24 protein-coding genes and 1 other RNA gene are annotated in these 25,949 nt (G+C 39.9%); 18 read left to right on the forward strand and 7 right to left on the reverse strand.

All coding sequences use genetic code 11. The features are described from left to right. Nucleotides 1-18: 18 nt before the first annotated feature. From rnpB to JOC54_RS17090, 6 genes are all read left to right on the forward strand, one after another. An RNA gene (rnpB, locus tag JOC54_RS17065) (RNase P RNA component class B) lies at nucleotides 19-404 on the forward strand. Nucleotides 405-507: 103 nt separating this feature from the next. Further along, on the forward strand, nucleotides 508-774 hold the full coding sequence (locus JOC54_RS17070; RefSeq protein ID WP_035420649.1) for a hypothetical protein: 267 nt from the start codon (nucleotides 508-510) through the stop codon (nucleotides 772-774). A 32-nt stretch (nucleotides 775-806) separates the two neighbouring features. Next, nucleotides 807-1,943: a THUMP domain-containing class I SAM-dependent RNA methyltransferase gene (locus JOC54_RS17075; protein WP_035441729.1), complete on the forward strand. Its 1,137-nt coding sequence runs from the start codon at nucleotides 807-809 to the stop codon at nucleotides 1,941-1,943. A 154-nt stretch (nucleotides 1,944-2,097) separates the two neighbouring features. Beyond that, nucleotides 2,098-2,388 (forward strand): hypothetical protein, encoded by a 291-nt coding sequence (locus JOC54_RS17080; protein ID WP_437183567.1) that lies wholly within the window; start codon nucleotides 2,098-2,100, stop codon nucleotides 2,386-2,388. 28 nt (nucleotides 2,389-2,416) lie between these two features. Further along, the gene (locus JOC54_RS17085; protein ID WP_204467777.1) at nucleotides 2,417-3,916 is read left to right on the forward strand and encodes a gluconokinase; all 1,500 of its coding nucleotides are present in this window, start codon (nucleotides 2,417-2,419) and stop codon (nucleotides 3,914-3,916) included. Nucleotides 3,917-3,977: 61 nt separating this feature from the next. Next, nucleotides 3,978-4,253, forward strand: coding sequence for a DUF2564 family protein (locus JOC54_RS17090; protein ID WP_035420651.1), 276 nt, complete (start codon nucleotides 3,978-3,980; stop codon nucleotides 4,251-4,253). Nucleotides 4,254-4,287: 34 nt separating this feature from the next. Here the strand turns inward: JOC54_RS17090 and JOC54_RS17095 are convergent, their stop codons facing one another. Next, nucleotides 4,288-4,599 carry an iron-sulfur cluster biosynthesis family protein gene (locus JOC54_RS17095; protein ID WP_204467780.1) on the reverse strand — a complete coding sequence of 104 codons (312 nt, stop codon included), beginning with the start codon at nucleotides 4,597-4,599 and terminating at the stop codon, nucleotides 4,288-4,290. A gap of 110 nt (nucleotides 4,600-4,709) precedes the next feature. On the opposite strand from JOC54_RS17095, the gene JOC54_RS17100 reads away from it, so the two are divergent. Continuing rightward, on the forward strand, nucleotides 4,710-6,206 hold the full coding sequence (locus JOC54_RS17100) for a carboxypeptidase M32 (protein ID WP_204467782.1): 1,497 nt from the start codon (nucleotides 4,710-4,712) through the stop codon (nucleotides 6,204-6,206). A gap of 30 nt (nucleotides 6,207-6,236) precedes the next feature. Here JOC54_RS17100 and JOC54_RS17105 read toward each other — a convergent pair whose 3' ends face one another. Both JOC54_RS17105 and JOC54_RS17110 read right to left on the reverse strand, forming a co-directional pair. After that, nucleotides 6,237-6,869: a MarC family protein gene (locus JOC54_RS17105; protein ID WP_204467785.1), complete on the reverse strand. Its 633-nt coding sequence runs from the start codon at nucleotides 6,867-6,869 to the stop codon at nucleotides 6,237-6,239. Nucleotides 6,870-6,986: 117 nt separating this feature from the next. Next, nucleotides 6,987-8,054, reverse strand: a complete 1,068-nt coding sequence (locus JOC54_RS17110) for a tyrosine-type recombinase/integrase (RefSeq protein WP_204467787.1) — start codon at nucleotides 8,052-8,054, stop codon at nucleotides 6,987-6,989. Nucleotides 8,055-8,322: 268 nt separating this feature from the next. Here JOC54_RS17110 and fadH point away from each other — a divergent pair, with 268 nt between their 5' ends. From fadH to JOC54_RS17155, 9 genes are all read left to right on the forward strand, one after another. Beyond that, a complete protein-coding gene (gene fadH, locus JOC54_RS17115; RefSeq protein ID WP_204467790.1) occupies nucleotides 8,323-9,111 on the forward strand; it encodes a 2,4-dienoyl-CoA reductase in 789 nt (262 codons plus the stop codon). Between the two features lie 137 nt (nucleotides 9,112-9,248). Further along, nucleotides 9,249-10,277, forward strand: a complete 1,029-nt coding sequence (locus tag JOC54_RS17120) for an ABC transporter ATP-binding protein (RefSeq protein WP_204467792.1) — start codon at nucleotides 9,249-9,251, stop codon at nucleotides 10,275-10,277. Between the two features lie 89 nt (nucleotides 10,278-10,366). Next, nucleotides 10,367-11,926: an ABC transporter permease/substrate-binding protein gene (locus JOC54_RS17125; protein WP_204467805.1), complete on the forward strand. Its 1,560-nt coding sequence runs from the start codon at nucleotides 10,367-10,369 to the stop codon at nucleotides 11,924-11,926. A gap of 21 nt (nucleotides 11,927-11,947) precedes the next feature. Further along, complete coding sequence (locus tag JOC54_RS17130) at nucleotides 11,948-12,355, forward strand: CoA-binding protein (protein WP_204467794.1); 408 nt, start codon at nucleotides 11,948-11,950, stop codon at nucleotides 12,353-12,355. A 205-nt stretch (nucleotides 12,356-12,560) separates the two neighbouring features. Continuing rightward, complete coding sequence (parE, locus tag JOC54_RS17135) at nucleotides 12,561-14,531, forward strand: DNA topoisomerase IV subunit B (protein WP_035441728.1); 1,971 nt, start codon at nucleotides 12,561-12,563, stop codon at nucleotides 14,529-14,531. Next, nucleotides 14,532-16,970 carry a DNA topoisomerase IV subunit A gene (gene parC, locus JOC54_RS17140; RefSeq protein WP_204467796.1) on the forward strand — a complete coding sequence of 813 codons (2,439 nt, stop codon included), beginning with the start codon at nucleotides 14,532-14,534 and terminating at the stop codon, nucleotides 16,968-16,970. Between the two features lie 119 nt (nucleotides 16,971-17,089). Next, nucleotides 17,090-18,013 carry an ABC transporter ATP-binding protein gene (locus JOC54_RS17145; RefSeq protein ID WP_035420715.1) on the forward strand — a complete coding sequence of 308 codons (924 nt, stop codon included), beginning with the start codon at nucleotides 17,090-17,092 and terminating at the stop codon, nucleotides 18,011-18,013. Next, nucleotides 18,010-18,780, forward strand: coding sequence for an ABC transporter permease (locus JOC54_RS17150; protein WP_204467799.1), 771 nt, complete (start codon nucleotides 18,010-18,012; stop codon nucleotides 18,778-18,780). The genes JOC54_RS17145 and JOC54_RS17150 overlap by 4 nt, the downstream gene beginning before the upstream one ends. 83 nt (nucleotides 18,781-18,863) lie before the next feature. Then, entirely contained in the window at nucleotides 18,864-19,400 is a 537-nt protein-coding gene (locus tag JOC54_RS17155; protein ID WP_081761290.1) for a TraR/DksA family transcriptional regulator, read from the forward strand. A 24-nt stretch (nucleotides 19,401-19,424) separates the two neighbouring features. Here JOC54_RS17155 and ytvI read toward each other — a convergent pair whose 3' ends face one another. From ytvI to motA, 3 genes are all read right to left on the reverse strand, one after another. Beyond that, nucleotides 19,425-20,555: a sporulation integral membrane protein YtvI gene (ytvI, locus tag JOC54_RS17160; RefSeq protein ID WP_035420662.1), complete on the reverse strand. Its 1,131-nt coding sequence runs from the start codon at nucleotides 20,553-20,555 to the stop codon at nucleotides 19,425-19,427. 162 nt (nucleotides 20,556-20,717) lie between these two features. Further along, a complete protein-coding gene (locus JOC54_RS17165) occupies nucleotides 20,718-21,479 on the reverse strand; it encodes an OmpA family protein (RefSeq protein WP_035420665.1) in 762 nt (253 codons plus the stop codon). After that, a complete protein-coding gene (gene motA, locus JOC54_RS17170; RefSeq protein WP_035442221.1) occupies nucleotides 21,457-22,263 on the reverse strand; it encodes a flagellar motor stator protein MotA in 807 nt (268 codons plus the stop codon). Before motA ends, JOC54_RS17165 begins: the two co-directional genes overlap by 23 nt. 180 nt (nucleotides 22,264-22,443) lie before the next feature. On the opposite strand from motA, the gene JOC54_RS17175 reads away from it, so the two are divergent. Continuing rightward, a complete protein-coding gene (locus JOC54_RS17175) occupies nucleotides 22,444-23,295 on the forward strand; it encodes a YitT family protein (protein WP_035420666.1) in 852 nt (283 codons plus the stop codon). A gap of 20 nt (nucleotides 23,296-23,315) precedes the next feature. On the opposite strand, the gene JOC54_RS17180 is transcribed toward JOC54_RS17175, so the two are convergent. After that, on the reverse strand, nucleotides 23,316-24,008 hold the full coding sequence (locus JOC54_RS17180; protein ID WP_204467801.1) for a GOLPH3/VPS74 family protein: 693 nt from the start codon (nucleotides 24,006-24,008) through the stop codon (nucleotides 23,316-23,318). Between the two features lie 344 nt (nucleotides 24,009-24,352). On the opposite strand from JOC54_RS17180, the gene JOC54_RS17185 reads away from it, so the two are divergent. After that, entirely contained in the window at nucleotides 24,353-25,435 is a 1,083-nt protein-coding gene (locus JOC54_RS17185) for a response regulator aspartate phosphatase (protein WP_239586804.1), read from the forward strand. The last annotated feature ends 514 nt before the right edge of the window (nucleotides 25,436-25,949 follow it).

Genomic DNA, 25,949 nt, shown 5'->3' on the forward strand with positions numbered 1-25,949 from the left:
TCGCTTATGAAGATACATGTCATGAGGCAGCTGCTGCGTTTCTTAACGTAGAGGAAAGTCCATGCTCGCACTAGCTGAGAAGCTAGTAGTGTTCGTGCCTAGCCAATTCATAAGCTAGGGCAGTTGCAATTCTGCAATTGACGGCAAGAGAAGCACCTAAGTCTTCTATTAGATACGGTACACACTCTTTGAAGGTGCCACAGTGACGGAGTCTGTTTGGAAACGAACAGAGTGGAACGAGGTAAACCCCGCGAGCGAGAAACCCAAACAATGGTAGGGGCATTTTTTAGTCTGGAAATGAACGGAACTAAAAAGACGATTTATTCGTAGATAGATAGTTGCTACTTTTAGTACGAGGCTCATCACCGTATGCAGTACAATCGTACAGAACATGGCTTATGATTGGCATGTAGATGAATTTATAAGCGAGCTAAAACCCTTGTAAAGGGTTTTTTTATTTGGATTCTGGTACACTAAAGAAAATAAGCATCAGGAGGTTTTAAACAAATGAGTCAAGCAAAAGTCATGTATGTAATTGGAATTATCCTATTCATTCTTAATGCGGTAGGTTTCGCAATCCAAGGTTATTTGTTTGGTATCGGCGGACTTTTTCTAATAGGCATTTTTGCGTTTTATATGGTAGCTGTTTATCTTCACTACAATTCAAGCTCCCTTAAAAAAATCGCTACTTATTTAGTATTTACGTTTGGAGTCGTTACAATCATTGGAGCTGTTGTAGCTGAGCGTTTTTTCGACGGCGTTATTTTATATTAAGTTAAGGTTGTTTAAAGGGAGAGTTGGTTAACATGCAAGAAGTTACGTTAATTGCAACAACAACAATGGGACTCGAAGCAATTTGTGCACGTGAAGTGAAGGACTTAGGTTATACAGATGTAACTGTAGAAAATGGGCGTGTCTTATTTACAGCACCAATTGACGCAATTCCGCGTGCGAACTTATGGTTGCGAACGGCAGATCGAATCAAAGTCCGAGTTGGAGAATTTAAGGCTTTTACCTTTGATGAGTTATTTGAGAAAACAAAAGCACTACCGTGGGCAGACTTACTGCCTCCACATGCTGAATTTCCAGTAATTGGTCGTTCGGTCAAATCAACATTGTTTAGTGTGTCCGACTGTCAAGCAATTGTAAAAAAAGCAGTAGTAGAAAGCATGAAAAAACAATATAAGCGCGGCTGGTTTGATGAAGATGGGCCATTTTACCGAATTGAAGTGGCGTTATTGAAAGATACAGCAACGCTGACGCTCGACTCAAGTGGTGTTGGTTTACACAAACGAGGCTATCGTGAGTTTCATAACCAGGCACCGTTAAAAGAAACGCTGGCTGCAGCAATGATCCAGTTAACGACCTGGAATAAAGATCGCCCTTTTGCTGACCCGTTTTGTGGCTCAGGAACATTGGCAATTGAAGCCGCTATGATTGGGCAAAATATTGCGCCAGGCTTTAATCGTGACTTTGTCTCTGAAGATTGGCACTGGGTCGGAGAAGAGCGATGGAAACAAGCGCGTGAGGAAGTAGAAGACTTAGCTAATTACGATCAAAGACTTGATATCGTAGGCTCTGATATTGACCATAAATCAGTCGAGCTCGCAAAGGACAACGCCGCTGAAGCTGGTTTTGCTGATTTAATCACGTTTAAACAAATGCAAATTAGTGATTTTCGTCATAAAGGATCGTATGGAATTGTTGTCGCAAACCCACCATATGGTGAGCGGTTAGGTGAGCGAGATGAAGTTGAACAAATGTACCGTGACATGGGACGAGTGATGGCTATGCATGATACATGGTCTGTCTATGTCTTAACGTCGCATGAAGGTTATGAAGAGCTTTATGGAAAAAAGGCAAGTAAGAAACGCAAGCTTTACAATGGAAATATTAAGACGGATTACTACCAGTTTTTTGGTCCTCGTCCGCCACGCGACTAACGAAAAAGCTCATAGGAAAAGTGAATCATCACTCTCCATGAGCTTTTTGCCTTTATGTTTGGAGAAGTCAAATAATTTCATTTACCAAAATAAAAAAGCAAAAGTCATAAAACAGTTAAAAACAGATACACTACCACAAAAGGGGTGTATCTGGATGATTGATGGGACTTGGGTTCAAATAAAAAGAGGATCAAAAGATGTATTAGGCTGGATCGAAAAAAATCAGTCCTTTCAATGCAAAGATACTCATTATCAAACCTATTATTTTTACACGATTGAACCGAACCGGTCAAAAGAACCAATATTGATTTATGCGAAAGACATACAATCAGTTGGAGAAAGTTTACTAGATGAAGACTACCATTGTTTACAACTTCTTGCACTGCATTTCAATGACAGAAAGTGGTTTGAAGAGCTTGGTATTATTGTGAAAACATTACGTTAAGAATGAAGGTTTCAAATGGGGAGGCATTATGTATTCAATAGGGTTAGATATAGGAACAACAAGTGCAAAGGCTGTTTTATTTTCAAAGGCGAATGAAGCACTTGATAGTTGCGAAGCTTACTATCCACTTATACAAGAACAGCCGGGGTATGCTGAGCAAGATGCTGAGGTGGTTTTTGAAGCTTGTTTGTTGGCGCTTGAGCAATTACATACGAAACATAAGATTACGAATCAAATAACCGCATTTGGCCTCTCTGCAGCGATGCATTCATTGCTGGCGGTTGATGAAAATGGGAAGCCATTAATAAATGCACTTATTTGGGCAGATAATCGATCAGCTGCTATTATAAATGAACTTAAGCAAACGGACTTTTATCAGGATTTTTACAAACGGACAGGAACACCAATCCATCCAATGTCGTGGATTGGGAAGCTTAAGTGGTTTAATCAAAATAATCAAGTTGTATTCAAAAAAGCTGCAAAGTTTATCTCAATAAAAGAGTATATTTGCCAGAAATTGTTTGGAGAGTATGTGGTGGATGAAGCGATTGCAGGAGGAACTGGCGTTTATCATTTGACGACTAAACAATGGGACCAGGATATTCTTAATTATATTGGTGTAAACAGAGAAAAATTATCTGTGATCGTACCAACAACTTATGAGTTTACAAAAAGAACAAGTAGGGGAAAACAAGCATTGCCTTATTCAAATTGTCGCTTTATTATCGGAGCGAGTGACGGGGTATTGGCGAATGTCGGTACATTTGCGTTAACAAGTGATGTGGCAACGGTAACCATTGGTACAAGTGGGGCTGTTCGTATGCATACAAAGCAACCATCGACCGATTTAGAAATGCGAACATTTTGTTATGCACTTACAGAAGATGACTGGATTGCCGGTGGAGCAACAAATAATGGAGGCATCGCTTTACAATGGTACATTGATCAATTTGCAAAAGGGGAAAAAACAGTGGATATTATTAAGGAAGCATTAACAGTACCCCCTGGTGCGAATGGGTTGTTTTTCCTTCCCTTTTTAAATGGTGAACGGGCTCCTTATTGGAATCCAGATACGAGAGGCGCTTTTATCGGAATATCCGCAACCCACCAGCGAGCCCACTTTAGTCGTGCAGTATTAGAAGGGATTCTGTTCAGTATTCAATCGGTTCTAGCTGCCTTAGAGGAAACCATTGGTCCTGTCAAAGCCATCCACGCTTCAGGTGGTTTTGCCCGGTCAGAAGAGTGGGTACAAATGCTAGCGGATATTACAGGGAAGCGTGTACGTTTGCCGCAGTCTCATCATGCATCTGCACTTGGTGCGGTTAGACTCGCAAAGCATGCTCTAGGCATAGAAAGCTTAACTGAAAACAGTGAAGTTGGTCCTACCGTTAATTTTGAACCTTTTCAGAAGCATGTACATACATATGCATCTGTGTTTCATACGTACGAAAAACTCTATCAATCTCTTGAACCAGTTTTTCCAGAAATCATTAAACAACAGCAAGTTAACAATAATATAATTATGTAAACTTGTTTATGTATAAATTAGGCACCTTCTGTTGAACCTACTATGTAAAGGAGGGTGTCGCATGGATCACTATCAAAACAATGGAAATGGATATAGCGATTTACAGCAAATCGAACTAGCCATTCAAGCCGCGCAACATATGGTTGGACAAGCAACACGTAGTATGGATGAGAACCAATTAAAGGCTGCAAATGAGGCATTACAACAAGCTCACACGCAGTTCAAGCAAGCGTTAGCTTATCAGAATAATATCGATGAAGCCTTTTTCGCTCACTCTTCAGCACTGTTAGATTTAACGAGTCAACAGCTAGAAGAAGCGGAAAACAATCATTTTTAAACCGTAAAAGCGTGATGCTGTCATCACGCTTTTTTTATACATGTAGAGGATGATCAAGATTATCAAATTTAGGTTGGTGAAAAGCAACCATTTCTAGATCCTCATTGTAATCAATTGTCATTCCATCAAAATACCAATAATCGTCTTCGGCAATAGCAAATGAAAGCTTACCTGCTTCAATTGTAAACCAAGTAGCTGGACGAACATCTAAGCGCTCAACCCCGACAGAAAAACCGCCTGAACCTACACCGCCAACTCTTACATATAAGCGGAGACAAACATGGTTATCTAATTCCATTTCATTTTTATAAAAGGCTGCAGCCTCATTGGTAATCGTTAAATTCATTTTTACCATCACTCCTGTTAACAAGTGTAACATAATCTCCTATTTACGTCTTAATGCTTGTTTATTAAGGAGGTTACTTGCTATTCTAGAGGAAGGAAGGTGGTTACATAATGACAAATGCAGAAATGAATTTTAAAGCACTTTTAAAGAAAATGAACCATTACGAACAAGCGTTATCACTAATGGCGTGGGATTCAAGAACTGGAGCTCCAAAAAAGTCAATTAACCAACGTGCTGAGGCGATGAGTACTTTATCAAGTGAACATTTCGCCTTGTCCATCTCGGATGAAATGAAACAGGCCATTACTCATTTGAAAGAAGACGATACGCTTTCACACGTAATGAAACGAGCTGTAGAAGAAGCAGAGAAAATGTATAATGAACATACAAAAATTCCTGCTGAGGATTTTAAGGCATTTGTTCTGTTGCAATCAAAAGCAGAAGCTGCTTGGGAAGAAGCAAAAGAAAGAAGTGACTTTGAGTTTTTTAAACCGTATTTAGAAGAGTTAGTGGCTTTTAAAAAGCGTTTTATTGGCTATATTGGTTTTGAAGACCATCCTTACCATACGCTTCTCGATGACTTTGAGCCTGGTGTATTTACGGAAACGCTTGATTCTGTTTTCAGTGAATTAAAAAAACATCTTATTCCATTGGTAAAGCAAGTAACAGAGGCTGAAACGAAGCCAGAGACCTCTTTTTTATTTGAACATTTTCCAAAAGAAGCTCAAAAAAACCTTAGTGAAGCTATTTTAAAAACAATGGGCTATGATTTTGATAAAGGTCGCTTAAATGAGACCGTTCATCCATTTGCAATTGGTATTAACCCTGACGATGTGCGGGTTACGACAAAGTATGATGAACATGATTTTCGTGTTGCCCTATTAGGGACGATTCATGAAGGTGGTCATGCATTATATGAACAAAACATTGATTCTGATTTAATTAACTATTCCTTAGCGAAAGGTACATCAATGGGAATTCATGAATCACAATCGTTGTTCTGGGAGAAGTTTGTTGGTCAATCCTATCCATTTTGGAAAACCAATTACCCTGTATTAAAAGAATATGCGAGTGGACAATTCGATAACATTGACTTAGATACATTTTATTATGCTTTAAACGAAGCAAAACCGTCTTTGATTCGGATTGAAGCAGACGAGCTTACGTATTGCTTGCATATCATTTTGCGTTATGAATTAGAGAAGGAGTTATTTGAGGAAAAAGTCAATGTAGCAGAATTACCTAGACGTTGGAATGAAAAAGTAGAGGAATACTTGGGTATACAGCCCGAAAATGATGGCGAAGGCGTTTTACAAGACGTTCATTGGTCATCTGGTTCTTTTGGCTATTTTCCATCTTATGCTTTAGGTTTAATCTATGCCGCTCAGTTAAAAGAAGCAATTTTAAAAGATTTACCGAACTTTGACGAGTTAATTGAAACCAATCAGCTTCACGTTATTCAAGATTGGTTGCGATCCCATGTTCATCAATATGGAAAAGTAAAGAAGCCAAAAGACATTATTCATGATATAACGGGTGGTGGAATTGATCCACAGCCGCTTATCCGTTACCTTACTGATAAATACACGAAGTTATATAATCTTTAAACCAAAAAACTAGCCTAAGGGCTAGTTTTTTTATGCTGCTTTTTGCTCAAAGATTGGAAAGACGTCGGTTAAACCAACTAAGACCATTTCGAGCGCGAAAGTTGCGAGCAAAATACCTGCTAGTTTTGTTAAGACAAACCAAACTCTGTTGTTCACACGGCCTTGAAACCAATCGAGTATCATATGGAGGCCATATGCAATGGATAAAACAAAACAGATCGCGCTATAGGTAATACATATGTGAAGAAGTCGAAATGACTGACGAGACGTTAAGCTTTCTACCGTACGAGCGACTTTTTTTAGAATAGGAAATGAGTTAAAAAACCCATCTTTTGTATGTGTTTTTAGTTCATCATCTGCAGTTGTTTGTTTCTTAGAAATAAAGATCGGCAAACGCAAGAGCGTGCAAGCGACGACGAAGATAATGAAGCCACCAATAATGCGTAAGGTTTGAATTGAAATGTGAAACCAAGAAAAAACGAATTGGCCAACAATCAAAACAACCGTACCAATTGCCATTAGCATTAGAATGACCTCAATCGTATGTGTGCGATAAGCTATAACTTCTTCATTTTTATTGCGATTAGGCACAGCTGAGACGTTGAGCAGCGGATGTGTAACCGCAAAAATAGACACAAACGCGTGAATAAAAAACGAAAACATGCAAAAACGCTCCTTTTCGAGTAAACTGTCCAAATTGTGGAGAACGGTTGTCATTTGCAACAAACGATTAATTTGCTTGTAGTTTGCCCGAAGAAAAGCAGAATATGCATAAACTTTTTACTGCCATTTATTCATAGCGTCTCGTTTCGCTTCTTGGTGAATATGTGCATACACTTGCGTTGTTGCGACAGAAGTATGACCAAGCAACTGCTGAATGGTTAAAACATTTACACCGTTTTTAATAAGGGCGGTTGCGAAGCTATGACGCAATTTGTGTGCAGAAAGCTTGCGATCTCGTAAGGATGGAATTTGCTGACTGGCTCTATCGAAGTGACGGCCAATCATTTTTTGAAATGCACTAATTGATAATGAAGAAGTATACGAATCTGTTTTAAAGTCATAGCCGATAAAAAAATAGTCATCACGCTTTGGTTGGTAGTTAGAAGGAATTGAGTTTACATAATTATTTATTATGTCAACTAAATCATTTGGTATTGGAATTAAGCGTTCTTTGTTACCTTTTCCAAAAACAACTAATTCTTTGCGAACGATATTAATTTGCGACATGCGTAGTGACGCTAATTCAGATAATCGAAGCCCGGTGCGTGCTAACATCATTATCGCTGTATAATCTCGTAAATAGAGCTTTTGAAAATAACGTTGTTGTCGAGTCGTTAGACCTTCACTACTACAGACTAAATCGGTAATTTCTTTAATCTCCTCAACTGTTAAATAAACTGGATTTCGTTTCTTTGTTTTTGGTCGCGTCACATGTACAACCGGATTATCGGCAAGCGAATGATTTTTAACGAGATAGGTAAATAAAGATTGTAAGGCAGAAAGCTTACGATTAATGGTTTTTGCTTCATTTTGAACTTCTAGAGAGAGATAAGAAATATAATGTTCAATTCCCTTTTGGTTCAGTTGCGCAAAATCCGAGAGCTGGATGTCATTAATTAAGAACGGACTATCACTATGCCTTTGTACGTACGAAAAAAAATCAAGAAAATCGTATAGATAGCGTTGGATTGTTGTTGGACTGTATCCTAGCGAACCAATAGAGTCAATGTATTGTTGAACAAAGGAGGGCATATCGTTATAGCGACGATAATGACTCGAATGAAAGTCATTTGTCAATGTAGCTTGATTTGTATGCTGCTCGTTTAATCTTGCGAATATGGACAAGTTATCACCTCAACTCTAGTTTAGCGCAAAAACAACGTTCTGTGAAATAACTATTTCACAGAACGTTGTTTTTGCTTTGAAAAGTGATTATCAAGGTAAGTGGTTAGGTAATTGCAAGAATGCAGTGGATAGAATGATTCGTGGAAAGAACCGCTATCGTATTAAAAAAAAGAAGTGTCAACAGTGATGAAAACCCTTTCAATTATTTTAATTATTCTTCATAATAGGGGTGAGGAGCTACATTTGCGAGGAGGAAGGAGAGGGTCGTATGAAAGAAAAAGTAGTGTTAATTACAGGTGGAAGTAGCGGTATGGGCAAGGCGATGGCCCATTATTTCTCACAGCATGGAGCTAAGGTTGTAATTTGTGCAAGAAACGAAGAGCGTTTAGCAGAGACGAAGCTTGAGCTTGAAACGTATCCAAACCAAATAAAAACGTATGCTGTTGATGTTCGAAATCGGGCTGATCTTGCAGCAATGGTTGATGATGTTTATGCAACCGTCGGTCCGATAACGGACTTGATTAACAATGCAGCGGGTAACTTTTTAGTACCGGCGGAAGAGTTAAGTGAAAACGGCTGGAATGCTGTCATCGACATTGTTTTAAACGGGACATGGCATTTGTCACAACTAGTCGGTAAGCAATGGATTGATCGTAAGGAAAAAGGGTCTATTATTAACATTGTTGCGACCTATGCATGGACAGGTGGACCAGGAGTTGTTCATTCCGCCAGCGCCAAGGCCGGTGTTCTTGCGATGACAAAAACGCTCGCGGTTGAATGGGGTTCAAGATACGGAATTCGCGTGAACGCGATCGCTCCAGGACCAATTGAAGATACTGGTGGTGTAGATAAATTAATTCAAAGTGAAAAAGCGCATAAAATGGCACTAAAGAGTGTCCCGCTCCAGCGTTTTGGTAAAGGTGAAGAGGTTGCCAAACTTGCTGGGTACCTTTCGTCAGATGAAGGTGCTTATATTAATGGGACATGTATTACCATTGACGGTGGTCAGTCAATTGGGCAATCCGGCTTTCAGACCGGTGCTGCAGCTTTTTTATAAACAGAACAAACGCACATGAGTAAAGCTCGTGTGCGTTTTTCTGTTCCAATTAAATTTACGTTAAAAAAGGGATTAAATTTCATCAATTCGGGTATATTCATAAGACGTTTTTTGAAAGAGAGAGGTGAAGGGATACTTTGATTACGTTTCAACAAGTAGACAAATCGTTTTCAGAAGATACGAAAGCAGTAAAAGAGTTATCGTTTACAATTGAGCGCGGTGAATTCTTTGTTTTAATCGGTCCAAGCGGCTGTGGAAAAACAACAACGCTAAAAATGATTAATCGGTTAATTGATCCTTCTAATGGTGCAATTACCATTAATGGCTCAAACCATCGAGAGGTTAATCTTCATGAATTAAGGTGGAATATTGGGTATGTGTTGCAGCAAATTGCTCTATTTCCGCATATGACAGTGGCAGAAAACATCGCAGTGGTTCCGGAGATGAAGAAATGGAAACAAGGGGATATTGCCAAACGCGTTGATGATTTACTTGAACTAGTTGGCATGGAGCCAGCTACTTATCGTGACCGACTTCCTGCTGATTTATCCGGAGGGCAACAACAGCGTGTGGGCGTAGCTAGAGCTCTTGCTGGGGACCCCGATATTATCCTGATGGACGAGCCTTTTAGTGCACTTGATCCTCTTGTTCGCGAGCAGTTACAGAATGATATTAAAGAACTCCAGCAAAAAATTAAAAAGACCATTGTCTTTGTTACCCATGATATGAGTGAAGCGACAAAGCTTGGTGATCGAATAGGGATGATGGAGGGTGGTAAGCTTTTGCAGATAGGTACTGCTGAAGAATTGTACCAAAATCCAGCATCAAGCGCTGTTTCAGATTTTATCGGGCGCTCCACGGGCTTGCAAGAACCTCAGTTAAAGGATGCTATCGTCCCGCTAGACCAAAGTCAGTATGTTGTTGATCAAGTTAACGAGCAAAGTTTGCATTTGCAGTTTGTCATTGATAATCATAAGCAATTGGTTACAACTTATTTTCATGGTCAACAATTAGCGAATTTACTAATCGTTCAACGAACAAGCTCTTTAAAAGACGCTTTTGAAGCGATGGAACAACAGCAGTTACCAGCTGTTTTGGTTAAAGATAATGACACACTAATCGGTGTGATTTCCTATAAGGATCTAGCCAGATTAACGGTTCATTAACAGACGATAAAAGAAAAAAATAGGCATTGTCCTGGTGTAGTGAATAGAGGAATGCGTATCCAAGCAGGACACGAACGATCGTTTGGATGATGCAAAATATATGGATGGCAAATTTTTGGGAATCATATGTAACGCTTTTTCAAGAACGATCTGATTTACTTTTAAATTCATTTTGGGAACATGTTCAGCTCTCGCTTGTATCGTTGTTAATTGCTGTAGCAATTGCCGTGCCGATAGGAATTTTGTTAACGCGGTATAACCGGTACTCTGAGTGGGTTATCGGTGTGGCAGCAGTCTTGCAAACAATCCCTTCTCTTGCTTTGCTTGGCTTTCTTGTCTTGTTTGTTGGGATTGGGACAACGCCAGCTATTATTGCGCTAACCGCATATGCCTTGTTACCGATTTTGAGAAATACATATACAGGCATTAAGGAAGTCGATGCGCCGATTGTTGAAGCCGCTCGAGGCATGGGCATGAATTCCTACCGAAGCTTAATTAAAGTTGAGTTACCGCTTGCTATGCCTACTATTATGGCAGGTATTCGAACATCAATGGTGTTAATTGTCGGGACCGCTACGCTTGCTGCTCTTGTTGGTGGGGGTGGTTTAGGACAAATTATCATGACGGGGATTCAGCGAACAAACAATGAATACATTGTATTCGGTGCGTTACCGGCTGCACTCTTGGCAATTGCGTTAGATCTTATCCTTCGTTTAACAGAAAGAGGCTCAAAGAAAAACAAACGAGCATCTTATAAGCCAATGGTAGTCGTCGTAGCAATTGCTCTTGTTATTGTTCTAATTCAGCCGATTGTATCTGCTTTTCAAGATGAACCTGATTTGGTTATCGGTGGCAAGTTAGGACCAGAACCACCTATTCTCGCTAATATGTATAAACATCTGATTGAGGCGGAGACCGATTTAGATGTTGAGGTTATCTCCCAGCTTGGAGCAACAAGCGTAAACTTTAATGCATTACAAGTAGGTGATGTCGATATCTATCCAGAATTCAGTGGAACGGTGTTGGCTGATTTATTAAACCGAGAAGACTTTAGTTATGATGAAGAAGAATCGTATCAAGAAGCGCGTGATGGGATATTCGAGGAGTATGGGTTTCATTTCTTAGAGCCGATGGGCTTTCAAAACACATATGCCTTAGCTATGCCTAGGCAACTAGCGGAAGAGTACGGTGTGACAACGATTTCTGACTTAATCCCGTATGCGAATGAACTAAGCGTTGGCTTTACGTTTGAGTTTATCGACCGTGAAGATGGGTATGCTGGTTTTGAGGATGTCTATGGGTTTTCATTTGCAGATGTAACCTCGATTGATGTGTCTACGCGTTATCAAGCTATTAGCAATGGTAGTATTGTTTTAAGCGACGTTTTCTCAACAGATCCACAGCTTGTTGAGTATGATATGGTTGTACTAGAAGATGATCAAGACCTATTCCCGCCGTATCAAGCAGCGCCGCTCGTAAATAACTTTGCGCTTGAAAACTATCCAGAAATAGAAGATCTATTAAATCAATTAGCTGGTGTGGGTACGGTTGAAGAAATTTCTGAGTTAAATTACCGTGTTGACATTGAAGATGAAGATCCGTCAGATGTCGCCCGTGATTTCTTAACTGAAAAAGGGTTGCTTGACTAAACGTATAAGGAGCTGTTTACGATGAAAAATCCATCTGATCAACGAATCAAAGAAGTGCTGCACACGAAGAAGCGCATTGCCGTTGTAGGACTATCTGATAACCCAAATCGGACAAGTTATATGGTGTCTGAAGCGATGCAACGGGCAGGGTATACCATTATTCCGGTTAATCCAAATGCTGATACCGTTTTGGGTGAAAAATCATACCCTTCTATAAAAGAGATTGATGTCGATGTGGACATGGTTAACATCTTTCGCAGAAGCGAGTTTTTGCCGGAATTAGCGAAAGATACGGTCGAAGCTGGGATTGACGTGTTCTGGTCACAATTAGGTGTGGTCAACGAGGAAGCATACGAGTATCTTCAAGACAATGGTGTGGAAACAATAATGGATTGTTGCATTAAAGTAGAGCATGCAAAGTTCAAATAAATCGTTCCCCGTACAGGTGTTCCTGTGCGGGTTTTTTCTAACTAAATTTGCAGTTGTAAACCACATCGTGATAAGGTCTATTTAGAAAAAACTGTTGCAAGAAGGAAAACAATGGCTAAAATAGAGAAGATAGATTCATTTTAGGGTATAGAACGATTGTTCGTATATGTGCTACACTTGTAGGGGAACGAGAAAGGGGAACGGAATGGCCAAACAGCATATGGATTACAACGATGATTCCATTCAAGTACTCGAGGGGCTAGAAGCAGTAAGGAAACGCCCTGGAATGTACATTGGATCAACGGATGTTCGGGGATTGCATCATTTAGTATATGAAATTGTTGATAACGCTGTCGATGAGGCGCTTGGAGGGCATGGAGCGACCATACATGTTACCGTACATAAAGATGAAAGCATTTCTGTTCAAGATGAAGGAAGAGGAATGCCGGTTGGGATGCACCGTTCAGGTAAACCAACACCAGAAGTTATTTTCACCGTGCTTCATGCAGGTGGAAAATTTGGACAAGGAGGTTACGCCACGAGTGGCGGACTTCACGGAGTAGGTGCGTCTGTAGTAAATGCACTTTCTGAATGGCTTGAAGTCGATATTAAACGTGATGGGTCTCGTTATGTGCAGCGATTTGAAAATGGAGGGAAGCCTGTTACAACGTTAGAAAAAAAGGGGAAAACGCGTTCTTCTGGAACGACCGTACGTTTTAAACCGGATCCAACAATGTTTTCAACCATTCAGTTTAATTTTGAAACATTGTCACAACGTTTGCGAGAGGCGGCATTCTTACTAAAAGGCGTAGAAATTATTCTTAAAGATGAGCGTGTTGGAAAAGAAGCGGAAGAAATTTTTAAATTTGAAACAGGGCTTGAAGCGTTCGTTGATTACATGAATGAAGGAAAAGAGCCGCTGCATTCCGTTGTTTCCTTTTCGGGCACTGTTAATGAAATTGAAATGGATTTTGCCTTTCAATTCCATGATGCCTATACGGAAAACGTACTATCCTTTGTGAATAATGTTCGAACGCGCGATGGTGGTACCCATGAATTAGGAACAAAAACAGCGATGACTCGATTGATGAATGAACATGCGAAAAAAGTTGGTTTGTTAAAAGAAAAAGATAAGAACCTTGATGGTTCAGATATTCGTGAAGGATTTACAGCCATTATTTCTGTTCGTGTGCCCGAAGCCAAGCTTCAGTTTGAGGGACAAACAAAAAGCAAGCTTGGTACACCAGAAGCTCGGTCGGCTGTCGATGCAATCATTTCAGAGAAGTTGTCGTACTTCCTTGAAGAAAACCCGACAGTGGCGACAACTCTCTTGAAAAAAGCAATCAAAGCGGCTCAAGCGCGAGAAGCTGCAAGAAAAGCGCGAGAAGACGCTCGAAACGGTAAGAAAAACAAGCGAAAAGACGTGCTCTTAAGTGGGAAGTTAACACCGGCCCAGTCCAGGAATCCAGATCGAAACGAACTATACTTAGTCGAGGGCGATTCTGCCGGAGGCTCTGCTAAACAAGGACGCGACCGCAAGTTCCAGGCTGTATTGCCTCTACGTGGAAAAGTGATTAACACAGAAAAAGCAAAGCTAGATGACATAATGAAAAATGAAGAAATACGGACAATCATTCATACAATTGGGGCAGGCGTCGGAGCTGACTTTGAGATCGATGATTGTAACTACGATAAGATCGTCATTATGACCGATGCAGATACAGATGGCGCTCATATCCAAGTATTATTATTAACGTTCTTTTACCGCTATATGAAACCACTACTTGATGCAGGAAAGATTTATATTGCCTTACCTCCTTTATATAAAGTAAGCAGAGGAACAGGAAAAAAAGAAGTGTTAGAATATGCCTGGGATGAAGACGAGCTACAAAAGGCGCTAAAGAACATTGGGCGAGGATCGGTGGTCCAGCGTTATAAAGGACTGGGTGAAATGAACGCAACTCAGCTATGGGAAACAACGATGGACCCAGTTACACGAACGCTTATACGTGTTCGTCTTGAAGATGCAGCAAGGGCGGAGAACCACGTGACGACATTAATGGGTGATAAAGTAGAGCCGCGCCGGAAATGGATTGAATCTCATGTGGCATTTGGTCTCGAAGAAGATACGAATATATTGGAAAATGAAAATCTGCACGTTGGGGAGGAGAAGTAATTGGCAAAATCAGAACGGTACCTTGACCTTCCTTTAGAAGATGTAATTGGTGATCGCTTTAGTCGCTATAGTAAGTACATTATTCAAGAACGAGCGTTGCCGGATGCCCGCGACGGTTTAAAGCCTGTTCAGCGCCGGATTCTTTACGCTATGTTTAATGATGGGAACACAGCGGATAAGCCTTATCGCAAAGCCGCAAAAACAGTTGGGAACGTAATCGGTAACTACCACCCGCATGGTGATAGTTCTGTTTATGATGCCATGGTGCGGATGAGTCAGGACTGGAAGCTGCGTCAACTTCTCATTGATATGCATGGAAACAATGGCTCAGTCGATGGGGATCCTCCTGCTGCGATGCGTTATACGGAAGCAAGGTTGTCGGCCATTAGCGCAGAATTAATGCGAGACCTCGAAAAAGGTACGGTTGATTATATCCCTAACTTCGATGATTCAATTGAAGAGCCTGTTGTTCTACCGGCCATGTACCCCAATTTACTTGTTAATGGCTCGACGGGAATTTCTGCTGGTTATGCAACGGATATTCCTCCACACCATTTATCAGAGATCATTGATGGTACCGTAAAGTTAATGGAAAATCCACAGACAACCATTGATGAGCTCCTGCAAATTGTAAAAGGACCTGATTTCCCTACAGGCGGTATTGTTCAGGGCCTTGATGGCATTCGCCAAGCATATGAAACAGGCAAGGGAAAAGTCGTTGTTCGTGCTAAGACGGATATCGAGGAAGTGCGTGGTGGCAGAAAGCAGATTGTGATTACTGAGCTACCATATGAAGTCGTCAAAGCAAATCTGGTTAAAAAAATGGATGAAATTCGCTTCGATAAAAAAGTCGATGGTATTGCCGAGGTTCGAGACGATACGGACCGAACAGGTATGCGTATCGTGGTCGAATTGAAAAAAGATGCCGAACCAAATGCAATCCTCCATTACTTGCTCAAGCACACAGATTTGCAAGTGATGTACCATTTTAATATGGTGGCCATTTACAATAAAACGCCTCAACTTATGGGGTTAAAGGCACTTCTACAAGCTTACATTGATCACCAAAAGCAAGTTTTTACCCGTAAGTCTCAATTTGAATTAAATCGTGCTGAAGAACGTGCACATATTGTTGAAGGTCTTATTAAAGCCGTATCAATATTAGATGAAGTGATTCGCGTAATTCGTGCGTCAAAGGATAAAAAAGACGCAAAGCTTAATTTACAGAATGAGTTTGCGTTTACCGAAGCTCAGTCGGAAGCGATTGTAAACTTACAGCTCTATCGTTTAACAAACACAGATATTACAACACTGCAAAAAGAAGCCGATGAATTAAAGAAAAAAATTGCTGAGCTTCAATCCATTCTTGCGAGTGAGAAAAAATTAATCTCCGTTATAAAAAAAGAATTAAACGGGGTTAAAAAGAAATTCGCATCTGAACGTAGAACGGTCATTAATGAAGAAATTGAAGAGCTAAAAATTAACATGGATGAGTTGATTGCAGCGGAAGATGTTCGTGTGACGATTACATCTGCTGGTTATGTGAAGCGCACGAGCATACGATCTTACACCGCTTCAAGTAAAGAAGCCCCTGGTATGAAAAAAGGTGATGAGCTCCTCCATTCAAGTGTAGCAAGCACAACGGATGTTCTGCTTCTCTTCACACGTTATGGGAGTTATTTGTATGTCCCTGTTCATCAGCTTCCCGATATCCGCTGGAAAGATGACGGTCAACATGTAGCAAACCTCGTCCCACTTGAACAGGAAGATGACATTATTGCTGCGAAGATTATTCGTGAATTTAAAGAGGATCAATCTTTACTATTTATGACAAAACAAGGAATGGCAAAACGAACCCAGCTTAGTCTTTATCAAGCGCAGCGGCATTCAAAACCATTGATGGCTTTGAAGTTAAAGCAAGGGGATGAAGTAATCTCTGTTCAGCTCACAAATGGACGGAAAGAATTGTTTGCAGCTACATCTTATGGGTACGGACTTTGGTTTTCTGAAACGGATGTGTCTCACGTGGGCCAACGTGCTGCCGGTGTGAAAGGCATGAATTTAAAAGATGGCGATGCTATCGTTGCTGTTGAAGCGTTTGAGCTTGAAGAAACGGTAGAATTCATTTGTGCAACCCAGCGTGGTGCAGTTAAGCGAATGGCAATTACGGAATTTGAAAAATCAAGCCGAGCAAAACGAGGCTTACTGTTACTGCGGGAATTAAAAAGCAACCCACATCGACTAATTGGATTACAACGGATTACGGAACAGAACCAAGCATTTGTAATTGAAACGGAAACGGATGAAGATGTGTTTATCCAAGCAAAGGACTATCGCAAGTCAGATCGTTACTCAAACGGTTCCTATGCATTTGACCAAAATGCTCTTGGAGATGCCCGTTTATTAAAACCGTTTATTGATCCAACCGCACTCGAATAAAAACGCTGAGATTCATCAGCGTTTTTTCTTTTGAGTAAAATAGGCCATATTGCTGTACGGAAGCTTGCACCTACACGTATAATGGGTGTAATTGGAAAGAAAGGTGTGATGGAATGAAAATGAATGAGCATCCGCTCGTCGTTGAGAAATTGAATAAGACTTTAGGAAAAAAACAAATTATTCATGATTTATCGTTTTCGCTTGAACGCGGAAAAATTTACGGCTTCTTAGGACCAAATGGTTCAGGGAAAACAACAACGATTCGCATGATTGTCTCTCTGATTAAGCCAGACAGTGGAGAAGTGTTTATTGAAGGCAATAGCATTTCAAAGAACAGAGAGCAAGCATTGGAACATATTGGAGCCATCGTTGAAAATCCTGATTTGTACCTTTACTTAACAGGAATGCAAAACTTGAAACACTTTGCAGATATGAATCCAAGACCAATCGAACAAGCGCGAATTGATGAAGTTGTGCGGCTGGTTGATTTAGAACATGCGATACATAAAAAAGTAAAATCGTATTCGTTAGGAATGAAGCAACGACTTGGAATTGCCATTTCAATTTTACATAGCCCGAGCGTTCTTATCCTTGACGAACCAACAAACGGTCTTGATCCACAAGGAATACGCGATTTGCGTGACTACTTGCAAAAGCTAGCTCAAGAAGATGAAGTGACGCTACTCGTATCCAGTCATCAGCTAAGCGAAATTGAACTGTTATGTGACCGAGCCGTTATTATTCAAGAAGGAAAGCTTGTTGACGAAGTTAGCGTAAAGACCATCGCTAATGAAGCAGATAAAATGACGGTGACCATTGAAGTTTCACCACAAGAACAAGCGCTTGAGGTGCTCCAGCAGGAGTGGAAGACGAACCTCTCTGGTGACGGAATCGAGATTCATGAAGTAGCGTATCAAGAGATTCCCCAAGTCATTCACGCGCTTAGTCAAGCGCAGCTTGCTGTTTACAGTGTGTCTTACAAGAAACGCTTAGAAGACGCTTATTTCTCCTTAACGGATGGTAAAGGAGGACTAAATCTATGATGGCTTTAATGAAAAACGAATGGATCAAAGCATGGCACGGCAGAAAAATTTGGGTGTTTCTCCTTGTTTTGGCTGTCTGTATTTTATTGGGAAGCATATTAACCGGCTTTTTACTCTCCTTTAGTGAGGGAGAACTCGGTGGACCCTTTTTTCTTCTCCTTGGTTTTACAACACTAGTACCTTTTGTAAATATTTATATGGTTGTCCAGATTACTGGTGCCATCGCTGGTGAATATCGTTCCGGTACAATTAAGCAGCTGTTAATTCGACCTGTGTCTCGAAACAAATTATTATTTGTAAAATGGTTCAGTATGAGTATTCTAGGAATCTTACTCATTAGTTTGTTAGTACTCATCCTCTATTTGTTGAATATGATCTTTTTTGATTCGGCTTCGACCTGGTCAGCAATGGGTGGACAGGCGCTTGAATTTATCTATTTATCTATTCCGACGATGCTGTTTTATCTATTTTTAGCGGCATTGTTTGCAGCATTAACAAGAAGTACAGCCGTTACGATTATCATTACGCTTGTCCCATACTTCTTTGGTGGATTGTTTAATATCTTATTAGAATTTTACGAGTGGCCGAAATGGATTGTTCTTACCCATCTTGATTTAGTCGGTTTGTACGGCATGGGCGACGTTGGCGCCGTCTTTATGACAACCCCGTTTGAACGCAGTTGGCAGTCGATTCTATTTATTCTACTGCATGTTGTTGTATTTGCGGTGATTGCTCACATCCTCTTCAAAAAGCGAGATGTGCTCTAACTCCTTCTTTGTGAAGGAGTTTTTTTGTTTTAATAAATTGGAAAAGGGAATAACAGATAATAAGAAAGAAGGAGGGCTTACTTATGCCATTAACGAAAAAACAACTATCATTTTTAAAAGAAGAATTAGAAGATATGAAAGCAAGCATTGAGAATAGAACCGGGACGCCTGATGGAGAGATGTCAGAAGCCCGTGGCGATATAGCAAGAGGAGTCGACAACCACATTGCTGAGACAGCTTCAGAGTACGAGGAGCGGGTGATGTCGCAGACAATAGATGAGGCAGACCAAGAACGCCTTTCGGAGATTAACGAAGCGTTAGAACGGATGGAAGATGGCTCTTATGGGATATGCGTGGAGACAGGTGAAGAAATTCCCTATGAACGATTAGAAGCGCTTCCTTATGCAAAGCGGACAATGGAAGCACAGGAAGAAGAGGAAGCACCATATGCTGACAGTAGTGAAGAAGATTCAGCTGCAGGTCTAGCTCACGCGGAGATGAATCGGGAAACTGAAACGACGAGAGAGCTTAATCGGGAACAGGATGCAGGTGAGCATTCGAGTGAGATGGATGCGGACTTACATTATCGTAACGAAAAGGACGAAGAATCCAATCAATAAAAATAACCACAGCGATTGCTGTGGTTATTTTCTTTCTGTATCTGTAAATCCGACGCGGATAAACTGAACAATTGAACGGAAAAATCCAACATCGTTTAATATAACGATTAAAACAAGAATAACTGGGCCGAGGAACAAGCCAAAAGCACCGAACATTTGTAGACCAGCGAACAATGAAATTAAGACAGCAACGGGGTTTAAATTCATATTGGTTGATAGAATCTTTGGTTCTAGCATTTGTCTAATGATGACAATAATAACATAGAGAATGGCAATTCCAAGCCCTCCAGAAATATCGCCGGTAATAAATAAATAAACGAACCAAGGAATTAATATCGTTCCCGTTCCTAAGTAAGGCAGCAGTTCAGCAATCCCAACAACAATAGCAAGCATCCAAGAATTTTCTACACCTAAGATAAGCAAGCCGATGAATACAATAACGGCTGTAACGAACATCAATATGAGTTGCGCACGTATGAAGCCGAATAACCGCACTCTTACAGCCTGAGTAAATTCTTTCCCTTTCCGACGAAGGGTTCCAGGTACATGCCTTCTGTAGACAGCTTGATAAAAGCTCCAGCTTTTCCCCATAAAGTAAATGCTCAAGATAATAAATAAGAAAGCGACAAGAAAGCTTGGTAAGCCGAGTAAGATGCTCCCCACAACATCGAGAATGCCTTGTCCAAGGTCACCGAGGAAATTACTTAGCGATGTACCTATTTGATTAATTGCTTCGGTGAGTGCGCTATTTGAACCATTATCGAACTGATCAAATGCTCCTAGCACTTGCTGCCAAAGAGGCCAGATACTTTCATTAAAGAAGATCTGAACTTTCGCTGCCCCTTCTTCAATCCAAGTAGGGACTTGTTCAATGAAGGAGCGCAAGCTGTAATAGACCAATAAAACAATACCTGTAATAACTGCACTAATGGCAAGAATGCCGCCTAGCAAACCAAAAAGGCTGGCAAGACCGCGATTAAACTTAAGCTTGTACTGGAAAAAGCGTGCGACTGGCTGCAGCATCCAAGCGAATAACGCAGCAAACCAAAAAGGGTATGTAAGGGAGAAAACCCGTGCGACAAACCATCCAAAAACAATCAAAAAAACAATGATCGCAACCGTGCGCAGAATCATCCAACCAACTTCTCGCGACAAGGCCACACCTTCTTTCTCTAGTATGCATTTTATCTGTGTTCCTATTGTAGTTCAGCCCATTAGAGGCTGTCAAATAACACCAATGAGGCAAAAATGCCACCAGCTGTCGTTATCTAAACAACGAGCTGGTGGCATGTAAGCAAGTACGTTCTTCTATGATAATTATTCAATCGGTTCAAGTGGTAGAACCATCACTTCAACTCGACGATTGCTTTGACGACCTTCAACCGTCTCGTTTGATTCAACTGGATGATATTCCCCGTAACCGGTGAAAGAAAGCTGAGCCGGTTCCACAAAGCCTGATTCTAAAAACAACTTCATCACATTGTTTGCACGGGCTCCACTAAGATCCCAGTTGGAGTCAAATTGGTCGTTCGCCATTGGAACATTATCAGTGTGACCAGAGATCTGAATATAGCGCGGTGGGTCGGATGCTAGCATGGAAGAGAGCTGTGCCATCAACTCATGGGATTCCATCCGAAGCTCTGCGCTGCCTGATTCAAATAGAATGCCATCATTAATCGTAATCAACAAGCCGGAAGCACCAAGTTCGGTTTGCAGGCGGTCTGCAAGCTGCATCTCATCAATATAGCCGTTTAAGCGTGATTGCAGCTGTTCCAGTTCCGTTTTTTCAGCTTGGGCAGTTTCACTAAGGGTGACGGTTTCTAGTTCGTATTCTTTAGTCATTGTTGGTTCATCACTCGACTCAATGGAATCTTGATGATCAAGAATTCCACTCCCACCTAATGTATCTGATAAGACAACTCGTAGTTCGTCATACTTTGCTTGGTCAACTTGTCCCATTGCGAACAAAACAATAAATAGAGCAACGAGAAGGGTCAGCATATCGGCATAAGGAAGGAGCCATGTTTCGTCGATATGATTATCGTCAGAACGAGTTTTAGATCTCCGCTTCTGTGACATTGGCTTGTTCTACTCCTTCTTTAACTGCCTTTTGATCTTTTTCCTCCATGTAAACAGATAAATATTCTTCAATGCCTCTTGGTGAACTTCCATTAATAATGGCGATAGTTCCTTCAATAATCATATGTTGATTCAAAACTTCAATCTTAGATTTACGTTTTAGTTTATTAGCAAAAGGATGCCACAGCACATAACCAAAGAAAATACCTAGCAAAGTAGCAACGAATGCTGCTGCAATCGATTCACCGAGCATTGTAATGTCATCTAAATTCCCCAGTGCAGCTATTAAACCGAGAACGGCTCCAAGCACACCGAGACTAGGGGAGTATGTACCAGCTTGGCTAAAAATTGCAGCACCTGAAGCATGCCGATCCTGCATTGCCTCAATGCGTTCATGTAACGTATGTCGAATGTAATCAGGGTCTTGACCATCAATCATCATTCGTGAAGCCTGCCGAAAAAACGGATCATCTATTTCTTCAATCTTACTTTCAAGAGCAAGCATTCCATCACGACGGGATATTGTCGCATATTCAACAAATTTCTTAATAATATCTGCTTGTGATGCATCTTTACTGTTTGAGAACAGCACGCGAAACAGTTTAGGGATTCTCTTTATATCAGAATAGGGAAAAGCAATAAAAACTGTGGCGATTGTTCCGAGTACGATTATGACAACCGCTGCTGGATTCAGTAAAACATCAAGACTTGAACCTTTTAATAGAATTCCAAGAATGACGGTCCCAAATCCTAAAATAATACCGATTATTGATGACTTGTCCATGTGTGTCTCCTTTACATCTGTCTTATGTCTTAAATCGGATCAAATCGGGCAAGATTAAAGGCTTCAGAGAAAGTTCGTCACTCTGTCACTTTAATTAAGGCTAAAGACCGACAAAAAGATGGGTATTTTTGCATAAATTTTCCCCAGTCGTCCATAGTAGTAAGGAGGGGTGAGCGATTTATGTCGACGACAAACCAAGTGGTTCGCTGTGTGTTTGTTTTAATAGGAGCCATTATAGCAGCTGTCGCAATTGAATGGTTTCTTTTGCCGAACAGCATCATTGACGGAGGAATCATTGGGATTTCGTTGATTCTAAACTCATTAACCTCCATTAATTTTGGACTACTTGTACTTGTACTGAACATTCCATTTCTAATCATAGGATACAAGCATCTTGGGCTACAGTTTTTTTTATTTTCGCTCGTTGGAATTATCGGCTTAGCTGTAACAGAGGCACTGCTGCATCACCTTCATTTAGCTCCGTTAACATCAACCCCATTACTTGCGACAATATTTGGCGGACTTTTGCTCGGTCTTGGAGTCGGTCTTGTTATCCGTAATGGCGGTGCGCTTGATGGGACAGAAATTCTCTCGCTGCTAATAACGAAAAAACTACCGTTTACTGTTGGAGAATGTGTTCTCGTTTTTAATATTTTTGTGTTCGGTTGGGCGGCATTCGTTTTTGGTGTGGAAAACGCGATGTACTCTATTCTAACGTATTATGTCGCAGCTAAAACAATTGATGCTGTTGTAGAAGGTCTAGATTCAACGAAAGTAGTCATGATTGTTTCCAATCAGTATGAAGAGTTAACGAAAGTGATTACTTGTAAGCTTGGTAAGGGTGTGACACGTTTAAAAGGGCAGGGGGGGTACAACGGAGAAGAGAAGGATGTCCTATACGTTGTTGTTAAGCGCATGGAAATCATGCGCTTAAAAAAAGCGATTTATGCACTAGATAGACATGCTTTTTTTACAATTATCAATGCACATGAATCAAGAGGATCAACGTTTAAAAGGAGAGAAGAGCATTAATACAAGTTCCTCTACTCAAATCAATCAGAAGAAGAGGATGAGTCTGATGATGCAGCTACACTTGCCGTAGTTGCAGCGACAATGAGATCGAGTTGAACAACGTCCATCACTTTTTTAACCGCTTGCGTTACAGGTAAGTCCTTCGTAATACGCTTAATCTCTTTCTCAACAAAACGTGCTTCTGAACGGTTATCATAGACGTTTTTGATCAAACCACTTCCTTGAAGCAGGGACATAAGAACAATAGTTTTTTCTTCGTGTGAATTTAGTTCAGTCTGGCTTTGCTTCTTCGACAGAACTATGTTAAATGTATCTTTAACAACGTCACTAAGATCACCTTTTTCGAATGGGAAAGCAACTGAAGGGAAGAGACCAAGAATTTTCTTTTCCTGTTTAGAAACAACCCCTCGGTCAGAGAGCTTATCACCAATCTTATTGTGTAAGTTCTTGTGAGAAGTAAGAAGCTGTGTAACCCAATAATCGATTGAGCGATTAGGTTTATTTGCAATCAAGGTCAATGTTTTTTGTAAAAGAGGATCGGTTGATTCTGATTGAATTAAAGAGACTTTCTTTTTATTTAGCTCTAAATTCCCATTAAGCAGCAGCTCTGAAATTAAAGAAGCACTCAAACAATGCATGAGCGTTGAGCTCATATAAGGTTTTCCAGTTGAAGGGTTTGTCGTTAATAAGAATAATTGTTCAGCAATTAACATGATGATGACCTCCTTGTACATAGAATTACGATCTAGAACTGAAAAGGTTTCAATGATATAGTAGAAACAAATCAGATGATAAGCATATCGTTAAACCAAGTTTCCCAACATTTAATCGATGTTGGGAAACTTGGTTTTTTTGACATTTATCTTCCTTTATATGGTATAGTCGGATTAGTTAGAAAAATTATAAGAGGGGGTGAAGAAGAGCGCTATTGCTGTTAATGTATTAAAGGCTAAAGCATGTAGTGTACGTGCAATTAGAGACCCAGTTATTAAAACGAGCGGTATATCTAACATTTATTTCGAGAGCATATTATTTTAAGAAGGTGATATCATTGCAGATGAACAAAATACCTGCCGAAGAAGTGGGTGCAAAAATTGTAGAGTGGTATAGCTGCATTATGTCAAGTTCGTATGAAGAAGCGACTTTACTGAAGAGTGAAGTGAAGTCGATGGTTGGGAATATGGAAAATAGCGATAAAATGCTGGCTTATTACTCATTGGTTGAGTATAGACATGAGAATATGCTAGATGGAAATAATAAAAGTGTAGAATTTAAGGACCAATTTAAGTTTGTTGAAACCGAAATGGATCATTATTTAAAATATCTTTATTATTTTGTAAGTGGTCAAAATGAATTTAACAAACAAAAGTATAGAACATCCATTAAAATGTTTAGGAAAGCTGAGCGATTATTAGAGTATGTAAAAGATGACACAGAAGAAGCTGAATTTTTAGGTTATCTAGGGTACGCTTACTATCGTATTAATCAATATCTCATATCACTTTCATATCTCGAACAAGCAGAAACCGCTTTTAGAAGGTTGAATTTGCCTAAAAAAGCTATTAATAATAAGCAAATTATAGGCTTAATTTACGTCGAGATAAAGCAATATGAAAAAGGAGATCAAATCTTAAAAGAATCTCTAGATGAGAGTACATACCCTACATTAACGGGCATTATTTTAAGATCAATAGGTCTTAGCAAATTTTCTCAAGGAAATTATAAATTAGCTTCGAGTTACTTTACAAAATCATTAGAGATAGAAGAGCATAAAAATTCTTATTTTGGAATGAATAGTTTAACAGAGCTTTCGCATTCATTATATAAACTTGATGAAAAAGAGCGCGCTCTCATAATCTTGAAAAAAGCTAAAGCAAGTGTCCAGTTTTATAATGATTTAGAGTACAGAGCTAGATGTAAATTTATTGAAGGTTTGTATGAATTAGATGATATAAATATGGTTGATAAAGCTTTGAGAGAATTAAAAGAAAAAGAATTGTTATTCGAAGTTTGTGAACTAGCAGAAGAATTAATTGAAATATTTAGGGAGAAGAGCGATAATGAAAATGTAATAAAATATTATACTCTTGCCTATCAAGCAAAGTTAAACCAAAACGTGATTGGAGATGGCCAAAGATGAAAAAGTATATTATCGCTTTTATTGCAGTCGTACTATTGGCAGCAACACCATACTCATTTAACGCGGAAGATTCACCAATCGAGACTAGAGGTAAGGGCGGTTATGATCAAACTTAATTCAATCATGTAGCAACTAAAGGCATTCTCCTAATGAAAGTATGTAAGATAATTTTAAAACAGATTGAAGAAGTTTTATTGTTATTATTTCTTAATCCTGTCTCAATACCTAAGATTACTTAACCAATTGAGACAGTTTCTTTATTTTTATTTAGGTTCCGGTAATGTATATTATGTAAACTTATAAAAGTGTTAGAAATTTTAGAGCTGGTTCACTCCTTACCTTTTAAAGTTTTTCGGATTACAATTCTAAAAACGCTGACTGTTACAAACGAAAACCTGCTCTAAATTGAGCAGGTTTTCGTCAGATTGTCGAGAAAGCCTTGGTTCTGTGAACCCAGGCTTTCTCTTATGGTCTTTTGATTGGTCCCAATGACGAAATTTGATGGTGAAAAGGA

This window comes from Shouchella xiaoxiensis (assembly GCF_016907895.1).
Lineage (GTDB): Bacteria > Bacillota > Bacilli > Bacillales > Bacillaceae_D > Shouchella > Shouchella xiaoxiensis.

Excerpts from the sequence above, each read along its gene's own strand:
- JOC54_RS17130 (WP_204467794.1), top strand. The coding sequence starts at position 11,948 with ATGAAAAATCCATCTGATCAACGAATCAAAGAAGTGCTGCACACGAAG.
- JOC54_RS17100 (WP_204467782.1), top strand. The coding sequence starts at position 4,710 with ATGACAAATGCAGAAATGAATTTTAAAGCACTTTTAAAGAAAATGAAC.
- JOC54_RS17085 (WP_204467777.1), top strand. The coding sequence starts at position 2,417 with ATGTATTCAATAGGGTTAGATATAGGAACAACAAGTGCAAAGGCTGTT.
- JOC54_RS17070 (WP_035420649.1), top strand. The coding sequence starts at position 508 with ATGAGTCAAGCAAAAGTCATGTATGTAATTGGAATTATCCTATTCATT.
- JOC54_RS17125 (WP_204467805.1), top strand. The coding sequence starts at position 10,367 with ATGCAAAATATATGGATGGCAAATTTTTGGGAATCATATGTAACGCTT.
- fadH (WP_204467790.1), top strand. The coding sequence starts at position 8,323 with ATGAAAGAAAAAGTAGTGTTAATTACAGGTGGAAGTAGCGGTATGGGC.
- JOC54_RS17175 (WP_035420666.1), top strand. The coding sequence starts at position 22,444 with ATGTCGACGACAAACCAAGTGGTTCGCTGTGTGTTTGTTTTAATAGGA.
- JOC54_RS17105 (WP_204467785.1), bottom strand. The coding sequence starts at position 6,869 with ATGTTTTCGTTTTTTATTCACGCGTTTGTGTCTATTTTTGCGGTTACA.
- JOC54_RS17090 (WP_035420651.1), top strand. The coding sequence starts at position 3,978 with ATGGATCACTATCAAAACAATGGAAATGGATATAGCGATTTACAGCAA.
- JOC54_RS17185 (WP_239586804.1), top strand. The coding sequence starts at position 24,353 with ATGAACAAAATACCTGCCGAAGAAGTGGGTGCAAAAATTGTAGAGTGG.
- JOC54_RS17155 (WP_081761290.1), top strand. The coding sequence starts at position 18,864 with ATGCCATTAACGAAAAAACAACTATCATTTTTAAAAGAAGAATTAGAA.
- JOC54_RS17075 (WP_035441729.1), top strand. The coding sequence starts at position 807 with ATGCAAGAAGTTACGTTAATTGCAACAACAACAATGGGACTCGAAGCA.
- motA (WP_035442221.1), bottom strand. The coding sequence starts at position 22,263 with ATGGACAAGTCATCAATAATCGGTATTATTTTAGGATTTGGGACCGTC.
- JOC54_RS17080 (WP_437183567.1), top strand. The coding sequence starts at position 2,098 with ATGATTGATGGGACTTGGGTTCAAATAAAAAGAGGATCAAAAGATGTA.
- JOC54_RS17180 (WP_204467801.1), bottom strand. The coding sequence starts at position 24,008 with ATGTTAATTGCTGAACAATTATTCTTATTAACGACAAACCCTTCAACT.
- JOC54_RS17145 (WP_035420715.1), top strand. The coding sequence starts at position 17,090 with ATGAATGAGCATCCGCTCGTCGTTGAGAAATTGAATAAGACTTTAGGA.
- JOC54_RS17165 (WP_035420665.1), bottom strand. The coding sequence starts at position 21,479 with ATGTCACAGAAGCGGAGATCTAAAACTCGTTCTGACGATAATCATATC.
- parE (WP_035441728.1), top strand. The coding sequence starts at position 12,561 with ATGGCCAAACAGCATATGGATTACAACGATGATTCCATTCAAGTACTC.
- JOC54_RS17150 (WP_204467799.1), top strand. The coding sequence starts at position 18,010 with ATGATGGCTTTAATGAAAAACGAATGGATCAAAGCATGGCACGGCAGA.
- JOC54_RS17095 (WP_204467780.1), bottom strand. The coding sequence starts at position 4,599 with ATGAATTTAACGATTACCAATGAGGCTGCAGCCTTTTATAAAAATGAA.